19 protein-coding genes are annotated in these 20,935 nt (G+C 67.6%); 14 read left to right on the top strand and 5 right to left on the bottom strand.

Features of this window, described 5'->3' with window-relative positions:
* Nucleotides 1–25: 25 nt before the first annotated feature.
* The 4 genes from AB0L70_RS26545 (at nucleotide 26) to AB0L70_RS26530 (ending at nucleotide 3,128) form a co-directional block, all read left to right on the top strand.
* Nucleotides 26–631 (top strand): hypothetical protein, encoded by a 606-nt coding sequence (locus AB0L70_RS26545; RefSeq protein WP_363688657.1) that lies wholly within the window; start codon nucleotides 26–28, stop codon nucleotides 629–631.
* 49 nt (nucleotides 632–680) lie between these two features.
* Nucleotides 681–1,346 carry a two-component system response regulator CseB gene (gene cseB / locus AB0L70_RS26540; protein WP_363688655.1) on the top strand — a complete coding sequence of 222 codons (666 nt, stop codon included), beginning with the start codon at nucleotides 681–683 and terminating at the stop codon, nucleotides 1,344–1,346.
* A 39-nt stretch (nucleotides 1,347–1,385) separates the two neighbouring features.
* Nucleotides 1,386–2,630 carry a HAMP domain-containing sensor histidine kinase gene (locus AB0L70_RS26535; protein ID WP_363688653.1) on the top strand — a complete coding sequence of 415 codons (1,245 nt, stop codon included), beginning with the start codon at nucleotides 1,386–1,388 and terminating at the stop codon, nucleotides 2,628–2,630.
* 84 nt (nucleotides 2,631–2,714) lie between these two features.
* Nucleotides 2,715–3,128 (top strand): hypothetical protein, encoded by a 414-nt coding sequence (locus AB0L70_RS26530; protein WP_363688651.1) that lies wholly within the window; start codon nucleotides 2,715–2,717, stop codon nucleotides 3,126–3,128.
* A gap of 51 nt (nucleotides 3,129–3,179) precedes the next feature.
* Here AB0L70_RS26530 and AB0L70_RS26525 read toward each other — a convergent pair whose 3' ends face one another.
* The 3 genes from AB0L70_RS26525 to AB0L70_RS26515 all read right to left on the bottom strand — a co-directional run bounded on the left by AB0L70_RS26525 (nucleotide 3,180) and on the right by AB0L70_RS26515 (nucleotide 9,038).
* A complete protein-coding gene (locus AB0L70_RS26525; RefSeq protein ID WP_363688649.1) occupies nucleotides 3,180–6,926 on the bottom strand; it encodes an endo-alpha-N-acetylgalactosaminidase family protein in 3,747 nt (1,248 codons plus the stop codon).
* Nucleotides 6,927–6,987: 61 nt separating this feature from the next.
* A complete protein-coding gene (fahA, locus tag AB0L70_RS26520; RefSeq protein ID WP_363688647.1) occupies nucleotides 6,988–8,187 on the bottom strand; it encodes a fumarylacetoacetase in 1,200 nt (399 codons plus the stop codon).
* A complete protein-coding gene (locus AB0L70_RS26515; RefSeq protein ID WP_363688645.1) occupies nucleotides 8,184–9,038 on the bottom strand; it encodes a hypothetical protein in 855 nt (284 codons plus the stop codon). The genes fahA and AB0L70_RS26515 overlap by 4 nt, the downstream gene beginning before the upstream one ends.
* Nucleotides 9,039–9,112: 74 nt before the next feature.
* Between AB0L70_RS26515 and AB0L70_RS26510 the strand changes: the two genes are divergently transcribed.
* The 3 genes from AB0L70_RS26510 to AB0L70_RS26500 are packed head-to-tail and all read left to right on the top strand — an operon-like array spanning nucleotide 9,113 to nucleotide 11,599.
* A complete protein-coding gene (locus AB0L70_RS26510; protein ID WP_363688643.1) occupies nucleotides 9,113–10,306 on the top strand; it encodes a homogentisate 1,2-dioxygenase domain-containing protein in 1,194 nt (397 codons plus the stop codon).
* Nucleotides 10,307–10,324: 18 nt separating this feature from the next.
* Nucleotides 10,325–10,945, top strand: a complete 621-nt coding sequence (locus AB0L70_RS26505; RefSeq protein ID WP_363688641.1) for a hypothetical protein — start codon at nucleotides 10,325–10,327, stop codon at nucleotides 10,943–10,945.
* A gap of 48 nt (nucleotides 10,946–10,993) precedes the next feature.
* Nucleotides 10,994–11,599 carry a hypothetical protein gene (locus AB0L70_RS26500; protein ID WP_363688639.1) on the top strand — a complete coding sequence of 202 codons (606 nt, stop codon included), beginning with the start codon at nucleotides 10,994–10,996 and terminating at the stop codon, nucleotides 11,597–11,599.
* Here the strand turns inward: AB0L70_RS26500 and AB0L70_RS26495 are convergent.
* Complete coding sequence (locus AB0L70_RS26495; RefSeq protein ID WP_363688637.1) at nucleotides 11,596–12,396, bottom strand: polysaccharide deacetylase family protein; 801 nt, start codon at nucleotides 12,394–12,396, stop codon at nucleotides 11,596–11,598. The genes AB0L70_RS26500 and AB0L70_RS26495 overlap by 4 nt on opposite strands.
* Before the next feature lie 117 nt (nucleotides 12,397–12,513).
* On the opposite strand from AB0L70_RS26495, the gene AB0L70_RS26490 reads away from it, so the two are divergent.
* From AB0L70_RS26490 to AB0L70_RS26480, 3 genes are all read left to right on the top strand, one after another.
* Nucleotides 12,514–14,364, top strand: a complete 1,851-nt coding sequence (locus AB0L70_RS26490; RefSeq protein WP_363688635.1) for a 5'-nucleotidase C-terminal domain-containing protein — start codon at nucleotides 12,514–12,516, stop codon at nucleotides 14,362–14,364.
* A gap of 70 nt (nucleotides 14,365–14,434) precedes the next feature.
* On the top strand, nucleotides 14,435–14,953 hold the full coding sequence (locus tag AB0L70_RS26485; protein WP_363688633.1) for an RNA polymerase sigma factor: 519 nt from the start codon (nucleotides 14,435–14,437) through the stop codon (nucleotides 14,951–14,953).
* Nucleotides 14,950–15,828 (top strand): hypothetical protein, encoded by an 879-nt coding sequence (locus AB0L70_RS26480; RefSeq protein ID WP_363688631.1) that lies wholly within the window; start codon nucleotides 14,950–14,952, stop codon nucleotides 15,826–15,828. The genes AB0L70_RS26485 and AB0L70_RS26480 overlap by 4 nt, the downstream gene beginning before the upstream one ends.
* Here AB0L70_RS26480 and AB0L70_RS26475 read toward each other — a convergent pair.
* Nucleotides 15,825–16,754, bottom strand: a complete 930-nt coding sequence (locus tag AB0L70_RS26475) for a hypothetical protein (RefSeq protein ID WP_363688629.1) — start codon at nucleotides 16,752–16,754, stop codon at nucleotides 15,825–15,827. The genes AB0L70_RS26480 and AB0L70_RS26475 overlap by 4 nt on opposite strands.
* Before the next feature lie 96 nt (nucleotides 16,755–16,850).
* On the opposite strand from AB0L70_RS26475, the gene AB0L70_RS26470 reads away from it, so the two are divergent.
* The 4 genes from AB0L70_RS26470 to AB0L70_RS26455 all read left to right on the top strand — a co-directional run bounded on the left by AB0L70_RS26470 (nucleotide 16,851) and on the right by AB0L70_RS26455 (nucleotide 20,931).
* Entirely contained in the window at nucleotides 16,851–17,546 is a 696-nt protein-coding gene (locus tag AB0L70_RS26470; protein ID WP_363688627.1) for an FCD domain-containing protein, read from the top strand.
* Nucleotides 17,543–18,286, top strand: a complete 744-nt coding sequence (locus AB0L70_RS26465) for a creatininase family protein (protein WP_363688625.1) — start codon at nucleotides 17,543–17,545, stop codon at nucleotides 18,284–18,286. Before AB0L70_RS26470 ends, AB0L70_RS26465 begins: the two co-directional genes overlap by 4 nt.
* Before the next feature lie 172 nt (nucleotides 18,287–18,458).
* Nucleotides 18,459–19,397: a prolyl oligopeptidase family serine peptidase gene (locus tag AB0L70_RS26460; RefSeq protein ID WP_363688623.1), complete on the top strand. Its 939-nt coding sequence runs from the start codon at nucleotides 18,459–18,461 to the stop codon at nucleotides 19,395–19,397.
* A 1-nt stretch (nucleotide 19,398) separates the two neighbouring features.
* Entirely contained in the window at nucleotides 19,399–20,931 is a 1,533-nt protein-coding gene (locus tag AB0L70_RS26455) for an AbgT family transporter (RefSeq protein ID WP_363688621.1), read from the top strand.
* Nucleotides 20,932–20,935 lie beyond the last annotated feature (4 nt).

Here is a 20,935-nt window from a genome sequence, read left to right as displayed (position 1 = left end):
GATGAGGCTGGGTAGGAGGCGTCCTATGCGCATGCGGCATGCGAGGCGTCGCCTGGTCGCTGCGGTCGCAACTTTCGCCGCGCTGGCCGTCCTGTCCGCCTGCGGCAACGGCGGCGGACTCCGGGTCGAGGGGGCCGAGGCGCCTCCGAGCAGCCCGACGCCGTCGACCGTGATGGGCACCAACGGCTTCAAGCCGAAGCCCGAACAGACCCCGCAGCCGGCCGTGAATCTGGCCCAGGTCAGGCTCAAACTGCTCGCCGACTCGCACCTTCCGCCGCAGGCACGCAGAGTGCTCGTGAATTGCACGGTGATTTCGCGTTGCCTGAGCAGGGGTACGACCGTTGATGTTATGCACAGCGGTTCACCTCAACAGATCGTCCTGATCCACACCCTGGAGAAGTTCGTCTTCGGCTTCTTCCTGATCGCCGTCACGCCCTCGGGCGTACCGCGGCCGATCTGGAACCTGAAGGTCGATCAGCCGACCGTGAACGCCAGCCCGCAGGGAGACCTCGTGGTCGAGTCGAAGATCTTCACGATCGACGACCCGGTCTGTTGCCCCTCCGGCCGGCGGGTCGAGGTCTACCGTTGGAATGGTCGGCAGATGACCAAGGTGAGCTCGACGGACCAATAAGGGAGACTGAAGTTCGGTGGTACCGGAAGAACCGGCAGCGCGCATTCTCATGGTCGAGGACGACGCGGTGATCCGTGAGGCGACCCAGTTGACCCTCGAGCGGCACGGCTACGACGTGACCACGGCCGAGGACGGCCTGGAAGCGATCGAGCGATTCGAGAAGATCCATCCCGACGTCGTGATGCTCGACATCATGCTGCCCGGATTGGACGGGATCTCGGTCTGTCGCCGGATCCGGGAGACCAGCACGGTTCCAGTCGTGATGGTGTCCGCGCGTGGTGACGCGCTCGACGTCGTACTCGGGCTGGAAGCGGGCGCGGACGACTATGTGACCAAACCGTTCGACACGCAGGTCCTGGTGGCCCGGTTGCGGGCGGTGATGCGGCGCGCGGTCTCCGATCCGGAGCGCCCGGCACCGGCGGCCGGCTCCGGCGTGGAGTCGTTCGGCGATCTGGAGCTGGACCGGGAGGCACTGGAGGTGCGGCGTGGTGGCACGACCGTGCAGCTGACGCCGACCGAGCTCAAGCTGCTGATCGAGTTCGCCAACAATCCTGGTGTGGTGCTGAGCCGGTCGACCCTGCTCCAGCGGGTCTGGGACTACGAGTGGGGCGGCGACGGCCGGCTCGTCGACGTCCACCTGCAACGCCTGCGCACCAAGATCGGTGCCGACCGCATCGAAACCGTCCGGGGATTCGGCTACAAGCTGAGGGCTTAGATGGTAGCCACCTACTGACTTCCGGACGGAGGACATGACATGGGCCTCCGCGGCAAGATAGGTCTGATCTTCCTGCTGGTCTCCTCGCTGGCGATTCTCGTGCTCTGCGTGGCGGTCTACACGCAGGCGCAGTCGGCCCGGCTGGATCGGACGCGCAGTTTCGCGGACGAGCGGATCCGGCTGGCGGCGCAGAGCTACGACACCAACACCGTGGCTGTGTTCGGTGCCAAACTGGACGATCCTGATCTTCCACCGCAGTTGCGCGACGCTGTGATGGAAGGGAAGCGGGCCACCTTCAAGACCGGATCGCCGCACTCGAAGATGTGGGCGGCGGTCGCGGTCAAGGACGGCCAGATCCTCTCGATCGACCAGGACTACGAGACCAGCGACGACTCGATCAAGGCGCTGCGGCAGGCGCTGATCCTGGGCGGCTCCGGCACGGTCGCGCTGGTCGCCCTGGTCAGCGTGATCCTGGCCGGCAGCCTGTCCAAGCGGATCGTCGCGGTCGCGGGCACCGCGCGCCGGATCGCCGCCGGCGATCTGGACGCATCCGCGGCCGAAACCGTCGGCAAGGGCAAGGACGAGGTCCAGTCGCTCGCCACCGCGCTGGACACGATGGCCAGTTCGCTGCGCGGACAGCTGGAGGCCGAACGGCGCTTCACAGCCGACGTCGCCCACGACCTGCGTACACCGGTCACCGGGCTGACCACCGCCGCTGAGCTGCTCCCACCCGGACGTCCGAGCGAGCTGGTCCGGGACCGGGCCAAGGTCCTGCGGCGGCTCGTCGAGGACCTGCTCGAGATTGCCCGGTTCGACTCAGGTGTCGAGCAGGCCGACCTCGAGCTGGTCGGGCTGGGCGCGTTCGTCGGATCGGCGGTCGGCCGGCTGCGGATGCAGCAGTCCCTCGCACCGGACAGCGTGGTCGTGCATCAGGTCGGACGGGACGTCACGGTGTCGACCGACTCGCGCCGGATCGAGCGGATCCTGGCCAACCTGATCGTCAACGGGTTGCGGCACGGCCGGCCGCCGGTCGAGGTCACGGTCACCGGCCGGACCGTCGAGGTAGTTGACCACGGCAACGGCTATCCGGAGGAATTGATTGCCGAGGGCCCGCGTCGGTTCCGGTCCGGGATGGCCGAGCGTGGTGTCGGCCACGGTCTCGGCCTGACCATCGCGGCCGGTCACGCCAAGGTGCTCGGCGCCGAATTGACCTTCGGGGCAGCTCCTGGCGGCGGTGCACTGGCCCGGTTGGTCCTGCCGGCGGAACCTGAGACGGAGTCGTAACACAACATTTCGCGCCGCCATGGCGTCTCCTCTTGCGTCGGGCTCACCAAGGAAAGCCCAATAAAACGAGGGGAAATCACCATCATGCGTTCTCTGTTCGTACGTCGTTCGGCCGCTGTCGTCGCGGGTGTCGCACTGGCTGCCGGTGGTCTGGGTATCGCCGGAGCCCTGCAGGCCGACGCGGCCGGTACGCACGTCACCGCGGCCACCACGACGGTGGCGGCGAAGTCGGTCACGATCAAGTCGGACAAGGCCACCGCGAAGGCGTGGAGCAAGGTCTCGTTCACCGGCAGGACCACCGGCATCGCGAAGAACACCGTCGTCCAGGTGCAGCGCTTCGAGAACGGCAAGTGGGTGAACTTCCCGGTCACCACCAAGGTGACCAGCAAGGCCACCTACTCGGTGTGGGTGCAGAGCGGTCGCGTCGGCGTGAACAAGTTCCGCGTCGTCTCCGCGAAGACGGCCAGCGCCACGGTGAACGTCACCATCACCAAGTGAATGCTGAACGGCGCCACTCCCCAAGGGGCGGGGAGTGGCGCCGTTTGCCGTCTAGTGCGTGCCGTAGACGTTGAGTTCCGCCGCCGATCCGAAGACGGCGCCGTTGAGCGAGCTGGTGCCGACGAACTTCACGAACCGGCCGGACTTCGCGGTGAAGTTCACCCGCTGGGCCGCGATCGAGTTCGGGAACTCACCGGTCGCGACCGGCGTACCCCAGGTCTGGCCGTCCGTGCTGACGTAGAGCTCGTAGCCCTTGAACATCCCGTTCGTCCCGCTCTGCCGGGGCAGGTAGCTGAAGCCGTCCACCTGGTACGTCGACCCGAGGTCGAGCGTCATGTGGTGCGGATAGGTCGCCGGCGTCGGCACCTCCGACCACGCGGAATGCCAGATGGTACTGGGGTTTCCGTCCAGTGCCTCCGTCGCCGCACCACCGGTGCCGACGTCTTCACTGCTCACGTCCGCGACGGTGATCCGGGACTGCGGCACGATCCCTGGCGGTAGCACGGTGGCCTCCGCGCTGATCGTTGCCCGGCCACCCGTTGCCGTCAGCACGTACTTGCCTTCAGGTGTCCCGGCCGGCGGAGTGACGTCCCACTTGGTCGTCGCGGTGGCGCCGGGGGCAACTGTTGCATGCGTCGCCGGCGTAGTTGCCGCGACTGTCCAACCCTCCGGCGCGGTCAAACCCAGCGTGATGTTGTTCGCGGCAATGACGTCATTGTTGGTGAAGGTGGTGGTGACGGTGTTCGCCTCTCCGGAGACGAGACCGGTCAGGCCGGACACCGCGACCGACGTACAGTCGGCCGGGTCAGACGTCGTACCGAGGTCTGTGACGGCGAAGTTGTCCATGATGAAGTCGGTCTGGTCGCCGCCGTCGGACAGTTTGCGGAGGCCGACCCAGTAGTCGCCGCCGCAGCCGGCCACGAACTCCTGGTTGAAGGTCGCCTTCGTGCGCTGCTCACCGATCGGTGTGGACTTCACCTCGACCGAGTCGGGGCGGTCGACACCCTGGACCCAGGCGTACTGCCCGGCCCGGCCGCTGGCGTAGTCGAAGCTGACCTTGTACTTGTGTCCCGGCTTGAAGTTCACCGTCTGCGGCACGGTCCGGTAGACGAGACCCGCGTTCTCCTCGTGGGACTTGAGCGACCACTCGCCGTCGAGTACGTCGTCGACGAGCTTGCCGTTCCAACCGGCCTGCGTGTACGGCGCATGCTTGCGAGCCAGCACCGTCCGTGGGTCGGTGACTCCGCCGGCATCGCCCTTCACAAAGGGACCCCAGCCTTGGTCCACGTTCTCGAAGTCGTCGATCAGACCGGCCGCGGCCCGCTTAGTCTCGACCACGCGGACGTCGTCGGTCCGGACCTTCGCAGCTCCGGCTGCCGCGCCGATGCTGAGGTCGGCGCTGTTGCCCTTGGCAGTGAAGAGAACCCGGACGCGTTGGTAGTTGGCGCCCTGTTTGTCGTCAGAGGCAACCATGTTCTCCGCGGTCGACCTTGTGATGGTGTTGCTGACGCCGTCCACGGTGATTGAGGTTGAACGGGACTTGCCCGGTTCGATCTCGATCCACGCCGAGGCGCTGTAGGTGCGGCCGCGGGTGAGGCCGGTGATGCGCTGGCGCAGAGGCTTTGTACCGAGGGACGCGACGTGCTGGCCGTTCTCGAGGGTGTCGATGGTGGCGCCGCCGGTTCCGTTCCAGGCGGAGAGGTTGCCGGCGTTGAAGCCGGGGTCCTTGAGGTGTGTGCCGTCACCCCAATCGGCGGTCCGGGCCTTCGGAGCAGCTACCGGATAGAGGACGTACGGCTTTCCCGCAACCGCGTCGAGCGTGATGCTGCCGTGGTGAGCCCGGACGGTGGTGGGTTTGGCCCGGCCCGTGTCCGACAGTTGGTAGGCGGTGAACGTGTTCACGCCCGCGAAGGCTGCGGGCAACTGCCAGGTGGTGCGACCGCCGGCCGGGTTGTAGTGGTAGAGCTTCTTGTTGTCGTCCCAGGGCAACAGGTACTTGTCGCCGTCGAGCACCTTGGCGGCGCCGACGTACACGGTCCGTTTGCCGTTCTCGAGGGTGCCGCGGACGCCGCCGGTGAAGGCGATGTCGTTGCTGTTCCAGTCGGTGATCTTCTGCTGCTGCAGGAACTTGGCCGGCAGATTGCGCTGCCAGATGTTGGTGTAGAACGCGTTCCAGTCGGTCTCGCCGGTCCAGCCCTCGAACTCGACGATCGCGGACTGACCGAGGATCGGGTCGCTGTTCCAGACGTCCTTCTCGTGGTTGCGGACGAACCGGATGATCTGGGAGTTCAGGCCCTTGTTGGTCGCGCCGCCGTAGTCGAGGTCGTTGGCCCAGTGCGACCACAGCGACGTCCGTTCGTGCCGATCGGCCCACTCGGTCGCGATCTGCCAGCCCTGACCGGCGAGCTGCCGGGTCAGGCCGTCGGCGAGCCAGCCGGACTGGTAGTACACGTCGATGTACAGCTCCTGCAGGTTCTTGTCGGTCTCGTCGCGGAGCTGCTGGAACCGCTTCACGATGTTGCCGGAGGCAAGGTCAGGGCGCTGCTTGATGTAGTAGCTCTGGTTGAGCCAGTTCCAGCCCTTGGCGGTCTTGTCGACGAGGTCCTCGCTGAAAGCGTTCGCCTCCGGGTAGGACTCGGTCGCGTTCACGTGCACACCGAAGGCGGCGTTCCAGGCCTTGCCCTTCTTCAGCAGGGTGTTGAGGTCGGTGAGACCGCCGGCGCGAGTGTTGTAGTTGCCGCCGTAGTCCGGATGCGCCGAGTCGTGGCCCTCCGCGCCGTACCCCTTCAGGATCGCCATCTGGCCGAGGCCGTCGGTGGCGAGCGAGATCCGCTTCACGTCGTCGAGCGTCCGCAGGAACGGATGCGTGGCCTGGCTGGCGAAGTTGAACGGGATGTGCGTGATCACCCGGTCCTTGACCTGATCGCCGCCCTGCGGCTCGGTCATGATCGAACGGAACGCGATCGCGCCGTCCTCCCAGTCGACGGTCTTGTCCTTGTTCGCGTCCGGGGTCACCACGACCTTTGCCCAGGGCAAGGGCTCGGTGTACGGCGAGGTGTCGGCGCGGTAGGTCCATTGGCCGCTCCAGACCCCGACGCGGGTACTGCCGTCGGAGGCCTTACGAGCCTGGTGCCAGAACCGGGCGCCGTCGTCGACGGACTGGCCGGCCGGCTTGTCGTACGTCGAGTTCGTCTCGATGCCGGCGGCGAGACCGCTGGTGTTGACGAACGCGTACGCCGCTCCCGTCGCGGACGGCTCGGCCGCGGTCGCTGCGGTGACGGGCGTGATCTTGTCCGCGGTCCGGGTGGAGTCGGGGTCGAGCGTGGTGAAGGCGGTGGTCGCACCGGCGTTCGTGCTCGCGACCGAGACGAGGTCGTGGTTCGGGATGTCGATCGTGTGCACCCGGGTGGCCTCGGTGTCGCGAACCGCGTCGATCGCGAAGGTCGTCACCCGGCCGGTCACGCTCAGGCTCGCGTCCAGCTCGACACCAGGCAGGGCGTCGAAGGCCAGCTTGTACGTCGCTCGCCCGCCGCGGACCGTGGGTGGGTCGGAGAGGTGCGCGGTGCGGGCCACTCCGTCGATGGTGACGGTCGAGATCGCGTCCGGTTGACCACCGAGGGCCTGGCCTGAGGCGTTGTCGACGTACGTGATCACCCGTGGGAAGTCGGCTCCCACGGTGACCGTCAGCTCGCGCGACCGCAACGTCAGGTCGCCGGCGGCGTGCGCGCCGGTAGGCACGCTCAGGACCCCGGCAACCAGCGTCACAGCCAGTACTCCACACCCCACTGAACGTTTCATGCGGAGAAAGTTCGCACGTAACAGACGTTAGGTCAAGAGAAACGAACAGTTATGAACAGTTTTAGCCAGGAATGATCGTCCCGGTTACTTCGCCGAGGCCCAGGCGGGTGCCTGTGGGGGTGGTGGCCCAGGCGGTGATCGTGACTGTGTCGCCGTCTTCGAGGAAGGTGTGTTCTTTGTCGTCGACGATCAGGGGCTCGCGGCCGCCCCAGCTGAGTTCGATGAAGGAGCCGCGCTGGTTCTTCTCCGCGCCGCTGACCGTGCCGGACGCGTAGAGGTCGCCGGTGCGGACGGAGGCGCCGTTGATGGTCGTGTGGGCGAGCATCTGCGCGGGGGACCAGTAGATGTCGCGGTACGGCGGACTGCTCACGAGGTGACCGTTGAGGTAGACCTCGAACGTGATGTCGTAGTTGACCAACTGCGAGCCGGCCAGATACGGCAGCACCGGCGGATCCTGCTCCGGAAGCGGCACCGCGCTCGCCGCCAGTGCGTCCAGCGAGACGACCCACGGCGAGATCGAGGTCGCGAAGGACTTGCCGAGGAACGGGCCCAGCGGGACGTACTCCCAAGCCTGCAGATCCCGGGCAGACCAGTCGTTCACCAGCACGACCCCATAGACGTGCTCCTCGAAAGCATCGACGGGGATCGGTTTCCCCAACTGTGACGGCGTACCGACCACGTACCCGAGCTCGACCTCGATGTCGAGCCGCTGCGACGGCCCGAACGTCGGCGCGGCCGCGTCCGGCGCCTTGCGCTGACCCGACGGCCGGACGATGTCGGTGCCGCTGGCAACGATCGTGCCGGCCCGGCCGTGGTAGCCGACCGGGAGGTGTTTCCAGTTCGGCAGCAGGGGTTCGGAGTCCGGGCGGAACAGCCGGCCGAGGTTCGTCGCGTGCTGCTCGGAGGCGTAGAAGTCGACGTAGTCGCCGACCTCGAACGGCAGTTGCATCGTCACCGCGGACTGCGGGATCAGATGCGGCTCGACCGTGTCGCGATCATTCTCATTGCGAACGAGTTCGAGCAGCCAGTTACGCGTCGCACGCCAGGCCGGCCGCCCGAGCGCGAGGAACGCGTTCAGCGTCGGCTCGGCGAACAGTTGCGCGCCGTCCAGCATCTGCGCGGACGCGAGCGGCGCGAGATCGATGACCTGGTCGCCGATCGCGGCCCCTACCCGCGGCTCCTCGTCCCCGTGCCGGAACACGCCGAGCGGCAGGTTCTCCGGCCCGAACGGCGAGTCGGCCGGGATGTCGATCCAGCTCACAGGTCCCCCAGCAGGTTCAGAGTGTTCAGGTCCTGACGCGGCTCATCGATGCTGCACGACCCGAAGGAGGTGAACCACCGCCGCACACCAGCAGCCCGCTCCTCGGTCAACTCACGCGCCCGCCCGGCCAGCTCGAGAGCGTCACGCCAAGCCAGCACTTGCGTCAGCTCGTCCCGAGAGGCGCCGTCCAACGATGCCCGGGTAGCCATCAGCACATTGAGGAACCCGTGATGCTCGAACCCGGTGTCGCTCGCGGTATGCCGAACCGCGTTGTGCAACCCGGCCGTGCACTTGAAGGCGACCTCGTAATCGAGGCATTGGGTGATGAAGGCCGCGACCTGGTCCTCGGACGGGAACAAGCTTGCGTCCGCGCCGCCCGTCCGCAGCTTGGCCGCGTACCCGGCGTCGGCGACCACGCCGAGCGCGCGCTCCCACGCGCCGTCCAGGCCGATCTCGACGTACGCCGTCTCGTCGTCGAGGCAGTCGTCGCACGCACGGACCACCCGCATCGCGTTCCGGGACAGGTCCTCCTCGTCGCGGAGCCGGACCTCGATCGCCGCCACGGTGAGCCACTTGGAGCGGTCGCCGTACTTGATCACCGGCTCGATCCCACCGGCGCCGCCGGAGATCACCACGGTGACGCGCAGCGGTTCGGAGCCGGTGCGTTCGGCCTCCGCGGCGACCTTCATCAGGTCCTCGTCGGTGCAGACGAACGGCCCGACGAGATCGGCGTACCCGGACTCCAGATGGGCGCGGTGCGCGGCGACCGCGGCGGGCAGCGGCAGGTTTCCGGGTGGGAAGGTCGCGGCGTCGTCGACCAGGTGCCGGAACAGGGCAGGGACGGTTGACATGAGTCTGAGCCTAACGGATGCTTTCGGTAAGCGGACGCATGCGTTCGATTAACGTACACCCTGGAGTCTTTCTGATGGCGTTCTACCGGCAGGTCGGGGAAGTTCCGCCGAAGCGGCATACCCAGTTCCGCAAGCCTGATGGCGGGCTGTTCTACGAGGAACTGATGGGAGAGGAGGGGTTCTCGTCAGACTCCACGTTGCTGTACCACGCCGGCGTACCGTCCGCGATCGTCGACTCCCAGGTGTGGGGCCTGCCGGACCTTGCCACCGTCGCCAACCACCCACTCACGCCACGGCACCTGAAGCTGCACGACCTCTTCACCGACACCTCGAAGAGCAACGCCGTGGAGGACCGGCGGCTGATCCTCGGCAACGGTGACGTCCGGATCTCGTACGCCGTCGCCGAGCAACCCTCGCCGTACTACCGCAACGCCATCGGCGACGAGTGTGTGTACGTCGAGAAGGGCTCGGCGACCGTGGAGACGGTGTTCGGGGTGCTGAACGCGGTCGAGGGCGACTACGTGATCATCCCGCGGGCCACCACGCACCGATGGCTGCCCGGCCCGGACGGCGTGCACGCGTACTGCATCGAGGCGAACAGCCACATCGCGCCGCCCAAGCGGTACCTGTCCCGGTACGGGCAGTTCCTCGAGCACTCGCCGTACTGCGAACGGGACCTGCACTCGTCGGCCGAGCCGTTCATGGTCGAGGGCACGGACGTCGAGGTGCTGGTAAAGCACCGGGGGAGCGGGCCCGGCGGGATCGTCGGGTCGCGGATGACGTACGCGACGCACCCGTTCGACGTGGTCGGATGGGACGGCTGCCTGTACCCGTACACGTTCAACGTGAGCGACTTCGAGCCGATCACCGGGCGGATCCACCAGCCGCCGCCGGTGCACCAGGTCTTCGAGGGCTACAACTTCGTGGTGTGCAACTTCGTCCCGCGGAAGGTGGACTACCACCCGCTCTCGGTGCCGGTGCCGTACTACCACTCGAACGTCGACTCCGACGAGGTGATGTTCTACTGCGGCGGCGACTACGAGGCCCGGAAGGGATCCGGGATCGGGCTCGGCTCGATCTCGCTGCACCCGGGCGGGTACGCGCACGGTCCGCAGCCGTCGGCGATCGAGGCGTCGCTGGGCGCCGAGCGGTTCGAGGAGCTCGCGGTGATGGTCGACACGTTCCGCCCGCTGGAGCTGGGCGAGGGCGGTCAGGCGGTCGACGACGGTGTGTATGCCTGGACCTGGGCGGGTCGCCGGAAACCCTGAGTATGCGATTCTTAGCCGGTGAGTGAGGACGGGGAAGCCTTTGTCGTCGGTCTCGACCGGGAGACCGCGCTGCGCCGGCGTGAGGTGGTCCGCACGGTCGAGCGGCGCGGTGCCTGGGCGACCCTGGCGATCGGTGCCGTCGGCATCGTTGCCGCGATCTACGCGCTGGTCGCGTACCGCGGTTCGGGGATGTGGCCGTTCGCGCTGTTGTTGATCGTGGCAATGATTCCGCTCGTGCTCAGCACGTTGATGGCGCTGCGGCTGCAGGCCGAGCGACAGCAGTGGTACGCCGCCAACGAGCTCCAGCCGGTCGCGATGCGGATGACCCTCAAAGGGCTCGAGCTGGCCTGTGAGGGCGCGGCGTTCCCGGTGGTACTGCCCTGGGCAGCGGTCAAGGGGTTCCGGCAGGAGAAGCTGCTCGGGCAGTACGCGCTCGAGCTCGATCTGGCGCCGGGCGTCGGTGCCACCACGGCCGGGGTCCGCGGTCTGGACCAGCCGTCGGTCCGTGCGGTGGTGAAGCCGAATCCGCTGCTGCGGCCGACCGGACTGTTCCTGGTCAAGGCGCTGGACCAGCCGGTTCACGTCATCGACGAGGCGATGAAACACTTCTCCAACGGCGGTGCGGGAGTCCGCACCTGACCCCCTCCTGACCCTTTGCTGACCCTCGCGACCTGCCACGCTCGGGTCATGGACGAGAGCTTCGTGGTCGGTCTCAGGCGGGACGAGGTGCTGCGCCGTCGCGCGGCGGTACGGCGGGTCCGGATGATCGGCGGTTCGATCACGCTGGTGATGACCGCGGTCGGCTTCGGATTGTCGGTCGTTCTGATGATCATGCTCGGCGACTACTGGATGATCGGCCTGCCGATGGTGGCCGCGATGGTCATCCTGGCGTGGAGCGGGCTCCGCTCGGTCCGGCAGAGCGTCGCGCTCAAACGCTGGTACGACGCCGCCGAGTTGCCGCCGTACGCGATGCGGATGACGCCCGCGGCGCTGGAGCTCGGCGTTGAGGGCGCACCGGCTCCCGTGGTGCTGCCATGGCCGGCCGTGGTGGGGCTTCGGCAGCAGCGGCGGTTCGGTCAGCCCGTCCTCGAAGTCGTCCTGCAGCCTGGCGTCACGCCGTCCAGCCCGGGTGTGAGCGGCCTGGACCAGCCGGCCGCGCGCGCAACGCTCCAACCCAGCAAGCTGATCAAGACCGCCGGCTTCTACGGCGTCGCCTCACTCGACCAGCCCGTCGAGGCCATCGACCAAGCCCTCCGCCACTTCTCCAACGGACTGGCCGCGGTAGCCCGCTAACAGGGTAGGGACTGGTACGTGTAGCCCTGCTTGGTGAGTTTGGTCAGGGCGTGGTCGAGGGCCGCGACGGTCTGCGAGCGGTTGCCGCCGCCGTCGTGCATGAGGATGATCGCGCCGGGACGTGCGCCGGTGAGGATCGCGTGCTCGATCTTCGCGGCACCGGGCTTGGTCCAGTCCTCGGTGTCGACGTCCCAGAGCACCTGGCGCTGGTGGTACGCCGCCGCGGCCGCCTCGATCTTGGCGTTCGTGGCGCCGGTCGGCGGCCGGAGGCACTTCGACTTCACGCCCATCGTGATCTCCTGCCGCATCTTCGCGTCGGGCAGATGGGTCAGCGTCTTGTGGTCGTAGGTGTGGTTGCCGACGTGATGACCGGCGGCCCGTTCGAGCGTGAGCAGGTCGGGGAACTGCGCGACCTGGATGCCGAGCACGAAGAAGGTCGCCTGCGCGTTGTGCTTGCGCAGTACCTGCAGCACCTTCGGGGTCCACTCGGGCTGCGGGCCGTCGTCGAAGGTCAGGTAGAGAACCTTGCCGTGCGCGGTCAGGTTCCAGTCGTCCGGCGCCGTCGTACCGGTCGGGTGGATCGGGCGCGTCGATCGCACCGGCTTCTTCTTCGACCCGGACGGCGTGCCTTGTTTGTGCGTGATCGGCGAACCCAGCGACGCGCGCGCGGACGTGGTCTTGATCGCGGGCGCGGAAGTGGTGACGGAGTGGTCGGAGGGCGTGGCAGCTTGGGCGAGGACGGCACCGCAGAGCAGGGCGGCGACCAACGGCAGGAGCTTGCCGGGCGGCTTGGTCATGAGCGGCATCCTCTCGCGTCAGCAGGGCCATCCGGGCACCGGGGCCGGGCCGTGTCGCCCGTAGGGTGGGGCCTCAGCGCCGGAGACCCCGGCGAAGACGAACCGTGAGGCGGACGCATGACGGACAGCGGTGAGCGGACGACGATGACACGACGCACAGTGATCGGCGGCGCCGCGGCGCTGGCCGCGGCCGGCTTCGAGGCGGTGCCGGCGTACGCCGGTGGTGGGCACGGGCACGGTGACAAGACGGTCCGGCTGTCCGTGCTGGGCACGACCGACCTGCACGGCAACGTCTTCAACTGGGACTACTTCAAGAACACCGAGTACGACGACACCGCGCACAACGACATCGGCCTGGCCAAGATCTCCACCCTGGTCACCGCCGTCCGGAAGCGGATCGCCGCCGACCGGCACGCGCCACGCCCGCTGCTGCTGGACGCCGGCGACACCATCCAGGGCACTCCGCTGGCGTACTACTTCGCGAAGATCGAGCCCATCACCGGTGGTCACATCCACCCGATGGCCGCCGCGATGAACGTGATCGGGTACGACGCCGCCGCGCTCGGCAACCACGAGTTCAACTACGGGCTGGACATCCTGCGCAAGTTCCAGCGGCAGCTGCGGTTCCCCCTGCTCGGGGCCAACGCGCAGGACTGGACGACGGGTCTGCCCGCGTTCCCGCCGTACGTGCTGCAGCGGGTGCACGTGCCGGGCGAGAAGCCGATCACGGTCGGCATCCTCGGCCTGACCAACCCGGGGATCGCGATCTGGGACAAGGCGAACGTCGAGAACAAGCTGAAGTTCGGCGGCATCGTCGAGCTCGCGAAGATCTGGGTCCCGAAGGTCCGCAAGGCCGGTGCCGACGTGGTGATCGTGTCCGCTCACTCCGGGATGGACCTGTCCTCGTCGTACGGCGACGCGCTGCCGGTGCCCGAGAACGCGTCGGTCCTGATGGCCGAGACCGTGCCCGGCATCGACGCCGTACTAGTGGGGCATGCGCACCTCGAGATCCCTGAGCGCCTGGTGACGAACAAGACCACGGGCGAGCAGGTCGTACTGAGCGAGCCGTTGAAGTGGGGCATGCGGCTGTCGCTGATCGACCTGGACCTGCAGAAGGTCCGCGGCCGGTGGAAGGTGGTCGGCCGGCACAGCCAGGTGCTGAACGCGAACACGGTCGACGCCGACCCGCGCGTGGTCGCCGTACTGCAGAAGGACCACGACAAGGTCGTCGAGTACGTGAACGGGAAGATCGGCACCTCCAAGGAGGCGATGTCCGCGGCGACCGCGCCGTGGGAGGACACCGCCGCGCTGGACTTCGTCAACTTCGTCCAGGCCGACGCGGTCTCGAAGGCGCTCGTCGGTACGCCGCAGGCGTCGCTGCCCGTGCTGGCGATCGCGGCACCGTTCAACCGGGCTGCGGCGATCCCGGCCGGAGACGTGTCGGTCCGGGACGTGGCCGGGCTGTACATCTTCGACAACACGCTGCTCGCGGTGACGATGACCGGTACGCAGATCAAGGCCTACCTGGAGTTCTCCGCGCAGTACTTCAAGCAGATCACCGGCACCGGGCCGTTCCCGTCCGACCAGGTCACCAACGCGCCGACCCCGACCGCGCCGACCGGTACGCCGGACTACAACTACGACATCATGGGCGGCCTGACGAAGCCGTTGACCTACACGATCGACATCGCCAAGGCGGTGGGCTCGCGGATCACGGACCTTGCGTACGACGGGACCGTGGTGGCCGCCGACCAGGAGTTCGTGGTCGCGGTGAACAACTATCGCCAGTCCGGCGGCGGCAACTTCCCGCACGTGTCGACCGCGCCGGTCGTCTACAACCGCCAGGTCGAGATCCGCCAACTGATGATCGACTACGTCAGCACCACCGGCACCGTCGACCCAGCCACCTTCCACACCATCGACTGGTCCCTAACCTCGAACGGATCCCCAATCACCGTCACCGCCTGACCCGCCGGCGGGGAATTCTGGACTGAGCCTGTAAGAGCAGGTCGCGTCCGGACACAAAGCTGGTATGCGCATGGCCCGCTTCGAGGAGTTGTTCACCTCTCATCACGACGCCGTGCTGCGGTACGTCGTACGCCGCCTGGAGATCCGGGAGGACGCGGCCGATCTGGTGGCCGAGACCTTCCTGATCGCCTGGCGGCGGATGGACGACGTACCGCAGCACCAGGCGCTGCCGTGGCTGTACGGCGTCGCCCGGAAGGTGCTCGCCAACCACCGCCGGGGCGAGACGCGGCGGCACGGGCTCGCCGACAAGCTCCGGGACGACCTGCGGACGACGCCGGTGGAGTTCGAACCCACCGGCGAGCTGCAGCACGCCGCCGAGGTATTCCGGCAGCTCTCCGACGCTGACCGGGAGTTGCTCTCCCTGGTCGCATGGGAAGGTCTCGACACCGCCCAACTCGCAGCCGCTCTCGGCTGCTCGCGCAACGCCGCCATGGTCCGCCTGCACCGGGCCCGCCGCAGGTTGGAACGCCTGCTGAATCAGCCCAGTACCGGCCGGATGCCGGCCACCGTCCGAGGAGAACAATCATGAGCAAGCACAGCAGCATCGAGCTGCTCAGCCGGCTGGACCCGATTGCCACCGACGACCCCGGCGAGGCGGTCCAGGCCGACACCCGCAGCGACATGCTCACCCGGATCACGCAGACCCCACAGGCAGGTTCCAAAAGCACTGTCTCCAAAGGTCCCGCCTCCAAAGGTCCCGCCTCCAGAGGTTCCGCCTCCAAAAGCTCGGCCCGACGGCGGCGCTTGGTCCCCGTGCTCGTGGCAGCCACCGTTGTCGCTGCCGCGGCGATCACCGTCGTCGAACTGCCGGGCGACTCCCGGCAGGAGGCTCTCAGCCCGGCGTTGTCGTTCAGCCCGGAGGGGAACTTCCTGAGAGTCCGGATTGTCGACCCGTACGCCGACACCGCGCGCTACAACAAGGAGTTCAAGAAGCGGCATCTGAACATCACGCTGGAACTGATGCCCGGCTCGCCCTCGATCGTCGGTCAGAGTCCGGCAGCCGCGTTCGGGGACGGTTCGGCCAACATCGAGCAGAGTGACGATCCGCCCGGGTGCGCCGAAGCCGGAACCGTTCCGTGCGTACCGCAGTTCCTGGTCCCGAAGGACTACTCCGGCGAGGCCGGGCTGGTGATCGCCCGAGCCGCCCGTCCCGGTGAGGACATTCAGTTCGGCGGACCGATCGACGGCCGGGGCGAGGCCCTGAACGGCGTGAAGTACAAGAACCTGCAGGTCAGTCAGGTCCTGAAGATCCTCACCCAGCGCGGCTACACGGTTCCGGAGTACCGGCTCGCGGGCAACAACGCGACCGGGTCACCGAAGAAGGTGCCCGGCACCTACTTCGTCAAGGACGGTTTCCTCCACAAGGACAAGGAAGTCATCCTCTTCGTCTCACCCAAGCGCTAGGAGGCCCATTCGCAGAAGCCACAGTCGGCTGTGTCGGCGGCCAGGGGCCAGGCGGATTGTGGTTCCAGGGACCGGGCGATCTCCTCGGCTCTCGCGTCCTCTCCACGCTGCTTCTCGGCGTTGCCGTACGATCCGGCGCTCACGAAGGCCCACTGGCGATCGTCGGCGTGGACGAAGTACCAGGTCTGGCGGCCGCTCGCCTGCCACAGGTTCGGGCCGAGTTGCGTGCACCGCACGATCGGCGCCTCGGTCTTGTCGGTGAAGCCGGTGCACGGCTCCTGGTCGGCGGCGAGCGTGCGGACGGTGACGTTGACCCTGGCGAACCGCTCACCGGTCGGCAGGGGAGCGTCGAGTACGGCGTACTCGACGCCCGTGCTCGAGTAGCGAACGCTCGACGGGCTGGTGCCGTCCAGAGTGGACTGCAGTGGAGTGTCGACGATGGCCTCGATCTTCCGCTGCTCCGACCACACCGAGATCAGCTTGGACCCGACCGGGAAGGCGGCGAGCAGCACGACGCCGATCCCGACGAGGACTGTCGTGCGTGTGGGCTTGGCGGCGATGATGCCACCGACGAGCGCGAGGGCGGCCAAGAACAGCAGCAGCGTTGCCTGCTCGTACTTCCACACGGCGCCCGCGAGTGCGAGCAGCGACGCCGCGGCTCCGATTCCGAAGGCCAGTCCGACCCGCAGCCAGATTGCCAGCACCAGGACCGTGATCGCGGCGGCGGTGATGCCGGCGAGCAGGCCGTAGAACAAGCCGGCCAGGCCCGCCATGCACTCCTCGGCGTCGGGTGCGCACTCCTCCGACGCGAATTTCACCCCGATGATCGCGGCCACCACGGCCACGCCGAAGCCGTTGCCCAGTGCGCCGGCGACGGTGATGCCGAGCGCCGTTCCCCAGCTGAGCTCTCTCCGCGTTCGTCCCATGGCACGACGGTATGAGCTGGTCTGGGCCAGTCGCTTGGGGAGAACTACTCGGTTGAGGCCTTGACCGACGAAGAGGCTAAGTGATTTAGTCAGTTTGTGAGTTACTCAGCTGCGGAGCTGCCGCCCAGTTTGTCCGACCGGTTGACCGAGTCGATTCTCGGGATCATCCGGGACGGCGGCCTGGGTCCCGGTGACGCGATCCCGTCGGCTCGTGAGCTCGCGAAGCGGTTCGCGATCACCACGCCGACCGTGCGGGAGGCGCTGCGCAAGCTCGAGGCGACCGGCGCGGTCGAGTTCCGGCACGGCTCCGGGACGTACGTCGGCCCGACGATCAACAACGTCGTACTGGCGAACCCGCATCGACCCCCGATCACCAAACAGTCCGTGCTGCAGCTGATCAGCGCCCGCCTGGTGATCGAGCCGGCCATCGCCGCCCAGTCCGCCACCGCCCGGCAGCCGGCCAACCTGGAACGCCTCGAGGCTGCCGTCACCAACGCCCTGATCCCACCCGGCGGCCCGACCTTCGCGCTGAACTTCCACATCGAGCTGGCCGCCGCGTCCGGCAACCCCCTCCTGCAAGAGGTACTGGCGTCCCTGCTCAAGGTGCGAGTCCGTGAACAGCAACAGATCCGGGCCCTCTACGACAACCGCCGGCGAGACCACGAAGAGCACCAAGCGATCGTGGAGGCGGTGAAGGCGCAGGATGCGGAGCGAGCCGAGCGCCTGACCCGTGAGCACCTCGACAACATTCGCAACGCCGTACAGGCCGCGACCTTCCCGGAGCTGCCGTGAAGCTCGCCGAGATGACGACCGACCAGGCGCAGGAGGCCGTACGCCGTTCGCCGCTGGTGATCCTGCCCGTGGGCGCGCAGGAACAACACGGCGGTGGGATGGCGATGTCCACCGACACCGTCCGCGCAGTCGGTGTCTCCGAACGCGTCGCCGAGCGACTGGCCGGCCGGGCCGTCATCGCCCCGGTCGTCCCGTACGGCGTCTCGCCGCATCATCTCGCCTTCGCCGGGACCATGTCGTTGTCACCGGCAACCTTCATGAGCATCGTCCGGGACCTGATCGCCAGCCTGCAAAGCCATGGCTGGCAACGGTTCCTGGTGATCACCGGGCACGGTGGGAACAACGCGGCCCTGTCCGTGCTCGCGCAGGAGTACGTCCGCAGCGAGCTGCTGTTCGCCTGGACCCCGATCACGTCCGTGGTGTCGGACCTGATCACCGACGTCAGCGCAGTGCACGGTCACGCCGGTGAGGCGGAGACCGCGCAGATGCTCTATCTGGCTCCCGACCTGGTCCAGGCCGATCGCCTGGAGCCGGGGGCGACCACGCTCGACGAACTGAGCACACCGGCCCGGCTGTCCCGGCAGACGCGTGGACCGCGGCTGTCCGTCGGGTTCGACGAGTACCACAAGCGTGGCGTGCTGGGAGATCCCCGCCGTGCCACTGCCGAGGACGGCCGTCTCCTGGTCGAGACCGCCGCCGACCGGATAGCCGCCTTCGCCGACGAACTGCTGTCGGCCTGACCCCATCGCACCAAACTCACCGCACCAAACTCACCGCACCAAACTCACCGCACCAAACTCACCGCACCAAACTCACCGCACCAAACTCACCGCACGAGCTCGCTGGACCCCGCTCAGGGAGGTCCAGGCGTGAGCCTGCCCGCCCGCAGGCACTGCCCTAGGAGGCACCCCGATGAACCTCGCACGCCCGAAATCGCCCGCCCGCGTGGTCGCGGCGCTGCTGGTCGCGGCCGGCCTGGTGACCGCCGCCACCGCGTTGCCCTCGGCAACCGCTGCCGGACCGTCGAGCCGTTCAGCCGGATGTGGTCAGCCGGCCGTCGTGACCGGCGACTACACCGTGGTCAGTGGTGGCCTCACCCGGACCTATCGACTCCACGTCCCGGCGAAGTACAACGCCGGCAAGACCTATCCGCTCATCCTCACCTTCCACGGTCGCGGCAAGACCGGCGCCCAGACCGAGGCGTTCTCCGATCTCTCGAAACTCGACGCGATCGTTGCCTACCCCAACGGTGTGATCGGTGACGAGGACAAGCAGGCCTGGCAGGGTGCGCCGTACGCCGCCAAGGGTGTCGACGACGTGAAGTTCACCGCCGACCTGCTCGACCAGCTGGAGAGCAAGCTCTGCGTCGACACCAACGCGGTCTACGCGACCGGTAAGTCCAACGGCGCCGGCTTCACCGGCATCCTGGCCTGCCAGCTGGCGGACCGGTTCGCCGCGATCGCACCGGTCTCCGGCGCGTTCTACATCCAGGGCACGCACTGCGCGCCGAGCCGCCCGGTTCCGGTGCTCGACATCCACGGCACCGGCGACACCACCATTCCGTACGGCGGCGACGGTGAGCGCGACCTGCCGAGTGTCCAGACCTGGGTCCGTGACTGGTCGGTCCGGGACCACTGCGATCCCACGCCGAGGACCAGCCAGCTGGGAGACGACGTACTCACGTTCACCTACAAGGGCTGCAAGGCGGATGTCGTCCACGTCGCGGTCACGGATGGCGGGCACAGTTGGCCGGGATCCGACGCGTCGTCCGGTCCGGGCTACGTGACGCAGACCTTCGAGGCGCACGAGCTGATCGGTGCGTTCTTCAAGTCCCACAAGCTGAGGTCATGACATGAGTACGGCGACTGACACGAGGGAGCTGCCTCGCCTGGTCAGGGCGATGGCCGTCATCGAGCGGGCCGGCAACGCGTTGCCGCATCCGTTCTGGTTGTTCTGGATCCTGTCCGCGATCCTCGGCGTGGTGAGCGCGATCCTGGCCGGGTTCGACGCCTCGGTGATCTCGCCGAAGGACGGCAAGGAAGTCGCGGTGCAGAACCTGCTGTCCGGCGACGGACTGCAGATGGCGGTCTCCACGGCGATCTCGAACTTCGCCGAGTTCCCGCCGATGGCGACGATCGTGGTCGTGATCATGGGCGTCGCGCTCGCCGAACGGACCGGGTTCCTGCAGGCGCTGATGCGGGTGAGCGTGTCCCGGGTGCCGACCTCGATGGTGGTGTTCGCGGTCGCGTTCGCCGGGACCATGGCGCACGTCGCGTCGGCAGCGGCGTACATCATCCTGGTCCCGCTCGGCGGGCTCGCGTTCCGCGCGGTCGGCCGGTCGCCGATCCTCGGCATCGTGGTCGCCTATACCGCGATCGCCTCCGGGTACGACGCCAGTCCGATCCCGACCCCGAACGACGCGATCTTCGCGGGTATCACCGAGGCCGCCGCGAAGACCGTCGACCCGGCGGCCTCGGTGTCGCCGTTGTCGAACTGGTTCTTCAACATCGCCTCGTCCATCCTGCTGGCCCTCGTCATCACGTTGGTCACGCGCCTGGTGCTGAGCAAGCGTGACGACCTCGACGCGGATCCGGACGCACCTGGTGACGATCCGGACCAGCTGAAGGTGACTGTTGCCGAGCGCACCGGTCTGCGCCGGGCCGGCATCGTCTTCCTGATCGCCGCCGTGGCGATCGTCGCGATCCTCGTCCCGCACAACTCGCCACTCAGAGGCGAGAACGGAAGCATCGTCGAGTCGCCCTTCCTGGACGGCATCGCGATGGTCGTCGCCGTCCTGTTCGGCCTGGTCGGAATCACCTACGGCGTAACGGTGAAGGCGATCACGCGGGCGGCCGATGTGCCGAAGTTGATGGCCGAGGGCATCAAACAGATGGCGCCGGTGCTGGTGCTGTTCTTCGCGATCGCGCAGTTCCTCGCGTACTTCGACTGGAGCAACATCGGTGACCTGCTGTCGGCCGAGTCGGCGCGGGTCCTGGGTGATCTCGGTGCACCGAAGGTGGTCATCTTCCTCGGCATCCTGGTGCTGCTGACGCTGATCAACGTCCTGGTGACGAGTGGTTCGGCGATGTGGTCGCTGACCGCGCCGATCCTGGTGCCGATGATGTTGCTGCTGAGTGTGCCGGCCGAGACCACGCAGGCGTTGTTCCGGATCGCCGACTCGGGGTCGACGGCGATCACGCCGATGAGTCCGTACTTCGTGATGGCACTTGGGTTCCTGCAGCGATATCGCAAGGACGCCGGCGTCGGCACGTTGGCGTCGTACACGGTGCCGTTGGCGATCGCGATGACGGTCGCGTGGACGCTGCTGTTCCTGGCGTGGTGGGCGCTCGGGATACCTCTCGGTCCGGGAGCACCAGTGAGATAACGGC

This window comes from Kribbella sp. NPDC051952 (genome assembly GCF_040680855.1).
In the GTDB taxonomy this organism is placed as follows: domain Bacteria; phylum Actinomycetota; class Actinomycetes; order Propionibacteriales; family Kribbellaceae; genus Kribbella.
This window is presented reverse-complemented; position numbering and strand designations above follow the sequence as displayed.